The 7,720-nt window shown below is 29.8% G+C and carries 6 protein-coding genes; all 6 read right to left on the bottom strand.

All coding sequences use genetic code 11. The annotated features are described in order from the left end of the window. Window positions 1-5: 5 nt before the first annotated feature. Genes ABIN73_00415 through ABIN73_00440 form a run of 6 tightly spaced genes read right to left on the bottom strand, consistent with a single transcriptional unit; the run spans window position 6 to window position 7,627 of the window. A complete protein-coding gene (locus tag ABIN73_00415) occupies window positions 6-731 on the bottom strand; it encodes an ABC transporter ATP-binding protein (protein MEO0268190.1) in 726 nt (241 codons plus the stop codon). Further along, window positions 724-2,202 (bottom strand): transglutaminase-like domain-containing protein, encoded by a 1,479-nt coding sequence (locus tag ABIN73_00420; protein ID MEO0268191.1) that lies wholly within the window; start codon window positions 2,200-2,202, stop codon window positions 724-726. Before ABIN73_00420 ends, ABIN73_00415 begins: the two co-directional genes overlap by 8 nt. Further along, entirely contained in the window at window positions 2,184-2,963 is a 780-nt protein-coding gene (locus ABIN73_00425; protein ID MEO0268192.1) for an enoyl-CoA hydratase-related protein, read from the bottom strand. Before ABIN73_00425 ends, ABIN73_00420 begins: the two co-directional genes overlap by 19 nt. 56 nt (window positions 2,964-3,019) lie before the next feature. Then, on the bottom strand, window positions 3,020-4,435 hold the full coding sequence (locus tag ABIN73_00430; protein ID MEO0268193.1) for an HD domain-containing protein: 1,416 nt from the start codon (window positions 4,433-4,435) through the stop codon (window positions 3,020-3,022). 2 nt (window positions 4,436-4,437) lie between these two features. Continuing rightward, window positions 4,438-5,193 carry a hypothetical protein gene (locus ABIN73_00435; GenBank protein MEO0268194.1) on the bottom strand — a complete coding sequence of 252 codons (756 nt, stop codon included), beginning with the start codon at window positions 5,191-5,193 and terminating at the stop codon, window positions 4,438-4,440. Between the two features lie 37 nt (window positions 5,194-5,230). Beyond that, window positions 5,231-7,627 (bottom strand): TonB-dependent receptor family protein, encoded by a 2,397-nt coding sequence (locus ABIN73_00440; GenBank protein MEO0268195.1) that lies wholly within the window; start codon window positions 7,625-7,627, stop codon window positions 5,231-5,233. Window positions 7,628-7,720 lie beyond the last annotated feature (93 nt).

The following is a 7,720-nucleotide window of genomic DNA, read 5'->3' on the forward strand; positions in this document are numbered from 1 at the left end:
ATATTTTAACCTACTATTTTTATAAAGGCTTCTTCAAGATTTTCTGATTCTGTTTCCTTTTTAATATTTGAGGGTGTATCCTCTTTAAAAATTTTACCCTTAAAAATAATTCCTACTCTGTCACACATTTCCTCGGCAAAAAATAAAGAATGAGTGGCAACTAAAATTGATTTTCCTTTTCCCCTTAATTCTTTTAAATGTTTTTTAAATCTGAAAGCTGAAACAGGATCAAGGGCAACAAGAGGTTCATCTATTATAATTAGATCAGGATTATGAATAAGTGCAGAAGTTATTGAAATTTTCTGTCTCATACCGTGAGAGTAAAATCTTGATTGTGTATCTATATAATCTCCCATTTCAAAAAGTTTTGAATAAAAATCTATTCTCTCTTTTATAAATTTATCACCTAATTTATAAAGTTTACCTGTATAAAGAAGATGCTCATAACCTGAAAGATAGGGATAAACAAAGGGATTATCAGGAATATAACCTATATACCTTTTAAAACTATCAAACCTATCAGTTATCTTTTTATTTTTAAAATAAATTTCGCCTTCATCCGGGATTAAAAGACCTGTTATGATTTTTAATGTTGTAGTTTTTCCAGAACCATTCGGACCTATAAGACCATAAATTTCTCCTTCCTTGAGTTCTAAATCAAGGGGACCAAGAGTAAAACTTTCAAACTTTTTAACAATTTTTTTAAGTTTTAAAAGAAGCTTTCTATTCAATATCAAGAACCTCTATCTTTATTTTTCCCACAACTGCCATAACATCAGCCTGTTTTTCAACCCCCCCAAGTTTAAGCATAATATGAAGCGGATCAGCAGGAAATTGACCGAATGTAGGATCAACAAAAACCCATTTGTTAAGATAAATAGCATTCCAGGCATGATAATAAAAATAACCATCAGTAAAAACAAGACCTACAGCAATTTCAGAGGGAATTTTTAAAGCTCTCGCTGCTGCAGCAAAAAGAACTGAATGCTCATTACAATCACCTTTTTTCATCTTTAAAACATCAAGGGCTGAGGGAAAGGAAACAACAGCAGATTTTTCAAGGTAATTGTAAACATAAAGTGTTAAACTTTTTGCAACTTTTGATAAATCATCAAAATTTCCTGCACCCCTTTTTGCAAAATCTATAATAAGGGGGTCATCTGATTGTATAAATGCAGAAGGTTTTAAATATCTTGATAGACTTGTTGTATCAATTTTTTTTACCTCATTAACACTTGATTTTAAAACCTCTATAACAGCATAATTCTCTCCCTTATCTAAAATTTTTTGAGTTCCAAATTCAAGATCAAGAAGTGATAAATCAATGTTAGAAAGACGATAAACTACCCTTTTGTAATTTTCCCTTTTTAATTCATCAATTTCTTTTCCTTCAGGTTTAACCGCAAATTTTAATAAAATATTTAAAGGTTTACCCTCTAACTTCATTGCTTCTTCAGGAGTTTCTCTTAAAAAAACCATTTCAGGCTGGGTTTCTTCCTTTAAAATTCCCTTATCATCAACCCATACAAAAGTATTTAAACCTCCTGCCACTATCCTATACTGTCTTGCTTTAACAGTTTTACCCTTATAATCAACCTGAACTTCACCAAGATTTTCCACATAACCCTTTTCCATTTTAAAAGTTGTCGGGTCAAAATAACTGAACTCCATTTTCTTTTCTACTTTATTTTCCTCAATAAGTTTTTCAAGGGTAAGGGGAAGCTGGGAAAGACCCTGAATTTCTAAGGATAAATCTCTTTTAAATTCAGGAGTTTCAACTTTTAGAAATAGCTTATCACCTTTAAAGACCCCCTTTACCTTCATCTTCTGTTGCAGTGATTCAAGAATAAAGTCAAAATCCCTTGGAACATAATTTTCATCGGCATTAACAATTGTGGTGGCAAACAATTCCTGAACCTGTCCAAGTTGAATAACTTTTAAATACATTTTCTGGTATATTTCTCTTTTTTTATCTTTTCTATTTAGTTTTGTATAAGCATAGCCTACCTTTTTATCCCCAACATAAACACCCATCCATAACTCTTCTACTTTTTCTCCAAATAAAACCTCTTCTGTTGGTATCTTTTCAATTTCTTCTTCTTTTATAATATGTGGAGCGGTTCCAGGCTTTATATAATAAAAAAGTAAAACAAGAAAAATAATTCCTAAAACTGTAATTAAAATTAACCTTCTTCTTGCCATTTTGCTTTCCTCTTTTCAAGAAATGCTTCTATACCTTCCTTTGGTTCTCCTGTTGAAAAAACAAGACCAAAACTTTCTGCTTCATAACTTGTAGCAGTGGTAAAGGTTGAATCAATTCCCCTGTTTATAACTGTTTTTACAAATCTTATTGCAGAAGGACCCATTTCAAGAATTTTTTTAACAAGGTTTTCAGCTTCCTCAAGATGTTTCCCTTCCTCTGCGAGAACTTCAGCAAACCCCCATTCATAAGCCTTTTCACCTGAAATTGGTTCTCCTGAATAAATCATCCATTTTGCTCTTCCAATACCTATTAAACGCGATAACCTCTGGGTACCTGCAAAACCTGGAATAAGACCCAGTTTTACTTCTGGTTGCCCTATCTGAGCTGATTTTGTAACAACTCTCAAATCACAGGCAAGAGCAAGCTCACAACCTCCTCCAAGAGCATAACCATGTATTGCTGCAATAATTGGCAATTCTGAATTTTCAATATTTTGCAAAACTTTCTGTCCTCTTTTTGCAAATTCTCTTGCTTCAATTGAATTAAAATCCTTCATAACTTTTATATCAGCACCTGCACAGAAGGATTTTCCCTCACCTGCTATAATTATTGCCCTTTTATTTTTATCCTTTGAAATTTTTAAAACAGCATCCTCAAGTTCAGAGAGAAGTTCAGGTGATAAAGCATTAACAGGAGGTCTTGAAAGAAATACTACTACATATTTAACTTTATCCTCAATTTTCAAAAATTTGTATTCCATTTTTTAAAAGAATTTTAAAAGGGATTGAACCTTAAATTTAATTATAAAATCTTTTTTTAGGTAATTTCTTTTTCTCCAAGATAGTTTTTTCTAATATAAATAAGTGCTTCTTCTTTTGTTTTTAAAACTCCTTCTGCCCTTAATTCTTCAACTTCATTTAATATCCTTCTAAAAATTGGACCAGGCGTAAGTCCAAGATTTATTAAATCGTAACCATTAATAAGGGGTAAAGGTCTTTCTTTTTCACTCTCTAATTTAAAATCATAAACTTTCTTCAATAAATTTTTTAAATATCCTGGATTTTTTCCTGGTGGGGTTGCTCTAAAATCAGCATAAGCGTGAACAAAAAGAAAAAACCATAAATCCCCTGTCTTTTTTAAATATCTGAAAATTGCCCTTTTCGTTATTTCTTCTTCCTTTCCCAGTAAATGGGGATACATATGAAAATAAACCATACTTTTTAATTTTTTAGAAAATTTTTCAGAAAATCTAAAATGTTTAGCCCATCTGTAAGCAATATTTGCTCCAACTTTATCATGACCTATGAATCTTGTTCTATTATCTTCAAAGGTTCTTGTTAAAGGTTTTCCTATATCATGAAAAATTATAGAAAGAAAAAGTAAAACCCTGTTTTCAGGTTCAAAAATTTCCTTTAACTCTTTTTCATATTTTTTAAAGAAAGTTCTCTTATAATTTTTATAAAATCTTTCAAGATAATAAACACAGTTTAATGTATGAAAAAGCACATCAAGAGATTTATCTTTATAAACCTGTAAACAGCCTTCCATATTTTTTAGTTCCGGCACTAAAACAAAAAGTAAACCGGATTCCTTCATTTTTAAAATAGTTTCGTAAATTTTCTCACCCTCAGAAAAAATTATATAAAGTTCTTTCATTATTCTTTCTCTTGCTGATTCAAGAATTTTTTCTTTGTTTTCACTTATAAAGTTTAAAGTATCTTCCTCTATTTCAAATTTAAACGTTGCCATAAACCTGAAAGCTCTTAGCATTCTTAATGGGTCTTTTATTAAATTTTCTTTTTTAATGGCTCTTACTATTTTCTTTTTTATATCAAAAATACCTTTGAATTTATCTATTAAAACTATCTCTGGGTATTTAATCGCTATAGAATTTATTGTAAAATCCCTGTTTGATAGGTCAGTTTCAATATTTTCTTCAATTTCACCTATATCAAGGGTAAAGTTATTTTTAATTACAATTCTCCATTCCTTTCTTTCTTTATCAAGTAAAAAAGGAAAACCTTCAATTTTTCTTGAAAGCTCGTTTATAATATCAGCAGGATTGAATGAAATCAGTATATCAAGATCTTTAATTTCCTTTTTACCTAAAAGGAAATCTCTTATGGCTCCACCGACTATATAAAAGTCTATTTCTTTTTTTAAAAAATATTCAAAGGTATTTTTAAAAATTGAATTTTCTAAAAAATTAGTAAAATCTAAAACTTTTTTCAAATTTATCCTTTATAAAGGGAAAGGGATAGGGCAAAGGAATAACCTAAAAATGGGTGAACCCTATAAATTCCCTCTAAGTTTAAAAACTTTAAACTTACACCAAATCCTGCACCAAAGGTCTTCTCTCCGCTTCTTAATCCACCTCTTAAGTAAAAAGAAGATATTAAAGGTATTTTAAAACCTATACTGTAAGTAAAGGGATGATTTTCCTCTGAAATAAGGTCAAAGAAAAAGGAGAGTGCTTCATGGGTTACACCGAAGGAAAGAGCAAATAGAGATGGTATATCCTCTTTATATTTTTTACTCCTATAAACATTTCTTGTAAAAGCACCAATTTTTATATCAAAGGGAAAATAAAAAACAGTTCCTAAATCAAAAGTAGGTTCATTGAAAGTTATAACTTCAGGAATATTAAGGGAAAGTAATTTAAAACTCGTTCCAATAGAGAAAAGAGAATTTTTGTAATTTATAGCTAAAAGCAAAGAGTTTTCCTTATATATATCCTCACCAAAATAGGAAAATCCAAGAGCTCCTTGAAATTTAAAAAGGGGGAATGAAAAGGCGGATTCAAAGGAATTAATAGGTAAACCTTCATAGGGTTTTGTGTAGGAAAAGGCAAGGGAAAATCTATCAGGGATAAGTGCAGGTTGATAAAAGATAGATAAGGGTGAGTTAAAACTTGAAATATGAGAACCCATAATAGCCTCAGGTGATATTATTCTTTCAGGAAAAAGTAAAGTAAAAAGAATAATTACCATAGATTAATTATAAAAAAATTAAAGGATAAATTTCTTTTTAAAACTCCATTTCCTCTACAGGCTCCCTTTCTTCACCTTCTCTCTTTTTTCCCTTTTCATATTTAAAATTATTAAAATTGTAAGTAGCTGTAAAAACTAAAAGAGGGGTTTTAGGATTAAAACTCTGGACAAAATAGTAGTTAACACCTTTACCTTCATATAAGTGTCCTGAAGTTCCAAAAATATCCCTTACCTGAAGATTTAAAACTAAATTTCTACCAAGAAAAAATTTCTGAAGCGAAAAATCCACATAATAAACTTTTCCCCTTTTACCCTGGGAGGTCTCTCTTTCTCCTTCATAATTTAAAATTGTCTGTATTCTTAGTGATTTGGGTAGAAAAGAATTAATGTTCAACCTTAAATTATAACTTGAATTTTCTTTTTCAAAACTTTCGTTCAATAAATTACCCTTTAACCTGTAATAGTAGAAATCACCCAAAAAATTCAGTGACATAAATTTAAAAGGTGAAAAATTATAAGTTATCTCTAAACCTCCAGTATAAGATGTTCCTACATTTTCATTTGTCATCATTAAAACAGAATCATTATAAGGCACTCTCACCATTTCAATAGCATTGTAAACTTCCCTTAAATAAGTCTCTAATATAAGAGTTCCCTTTAAAAAAGGGAAAATCAAAGAAAACTCATAGCTATCCATATATTCAGGCTTTAAATCAGGATTACCTTTTCTAACATTATATGCATCCATATAGGTAACAAAAGGTTCAAGCATAAAAGGTCTTGGTCTTTTTATCCTTCTTGTATAACTTGATTTAATCTCAGTACCTTCTTTTAAAGTTAAAGAGAAATGAAGAGAAGGAAAATAGTCCCATCTCCTTAATATGTAATCAAAATTTGTGTCTCTGAAGCTTATTTTTCTATCTGTTAATTCCATCCTCAAACCTGATTGAATACTGAATTTAGATACATTTCCCTTTAAAAGTAAATAAGGTGCATAGCGGTCATCCTTATAAAGAATTTCCTTGTTAAAATTCTCATTTAATATAAAATCCTTTTTAATTGAATCATATTCATAATAAAAAACTTCATCTTCACTTCTTGAAAACTCTCCCTCACCTCCTACCTCAAACCTAAAGTTTTTGAAAAGTGGATAGATATAATTTATTCTTGAATTTATCCTTTTTGATGGTCCCTTTTCTTCACTTTTAGAACCAGAAAGAATACTATCTCTCGGATCTTTTGTATAAGTAAGGTTATACTCATCTCCTCTTCTTATGCTGTAAATAAAATCAAAGGAAAACTCATGATCTCTATCAAATTCTGTTTTTTCACTGAAATTTAGATCAATGTAAGGACTTTTTCTATTAAAGTGACTCTCTGTCAAAAAAAGAAGAGAAGTTTTATTTTGGTCTAAATACTCTGTCCTTGAATCAAAAAGCATGCTCCATTCTCCTAAATTTGCCGAAAAGAAAAGTGTGTTTTTTTCCTTGAAATTATATTCAATTTCTGATCTTAAACCGTAAGGTGTTGAACCCCTTGTATATTCACCTTTTGAGAATAAAGAATTTCCTTCTATATTCCTTGAAAGTTCTACCAAATTGGGAAATCTCCTTTTGTTATAATTAAAACCTATTAATGCTTTTAAATTATTTTTTTTGAATGCAAAAATTCCGTCTCCACCGTAATTATCATACATTCCAATATTTAAGTTTGAAATTAGACTTAATCCTTTTTCCTCACCCTTTTTTAATATTATGTTTAATATTCCACTTGTTCCTTCAGGGTCATATTTAGCAGAAGGGTTTGTTATAATTTCAATCTTATCTATGGAGGAAGCAGGGATTTGACTTAAAATTATATTTGGGTCAATTCCTGTTTTTTTGCCGTCTATAAAAACCTGGAAATTTTCACTTCCTCTTAAACTCACATTTCCGCTTATATCGACATTTATTGATGGTATGTTTTTTAAGACTTCAAGTGCAGTTCCTGATTTATAAACAGGTTCTTCACTTAAATTAATAACTTTTTTATCAATTTCAAATTTAACTGGAAGGGGACTTTTTGTCACTTCAACAGCTTCAGTTTCAAAAAAAGCAGGTTCAAGTTCAATTTTACCAAGTTCTATAAGAGTATCCCCTGGTTTTATATTTATACTTGATAAAACTTTTAGTTTATATCCAACAAAATCTACTTTTAAAGAATATTTTCCAGGGGGAATTTCCTTTAAAAGGAAAAATCCTTTATCATCAGCAAGAGTCCCCTTTAAAACTTTATCTTCTCCCTCTCTATGAAGAGTACAGGTAGCATAGGGAAGAGATTCTTTAGTCCTTCCATCAATAACAAAACCTTTTATTTTAGCATTTCCCTTAAAAACCGGGAAGAATTTTTGAACTTTTTCCTCTGCATAAATAAATTCTGAAATAAAAAAAATCAAAAGAAAAATTTTGTTTTTTCTCATATTAATTAGACGAAAAAAAAATCAAAAAAGTTCTTATTTTAAAAACAAATTCTAAGAGAGCAATTTTTT

Source organism: candidate division WOR-3 bacterium (assembly GCA_039804025.1).
Classification (GTDB): domain Bacteria; phylum Hydrothermota; class Hydrothermia; order Hydrothermales; family JAJRUZ01; genus JBCNVI01.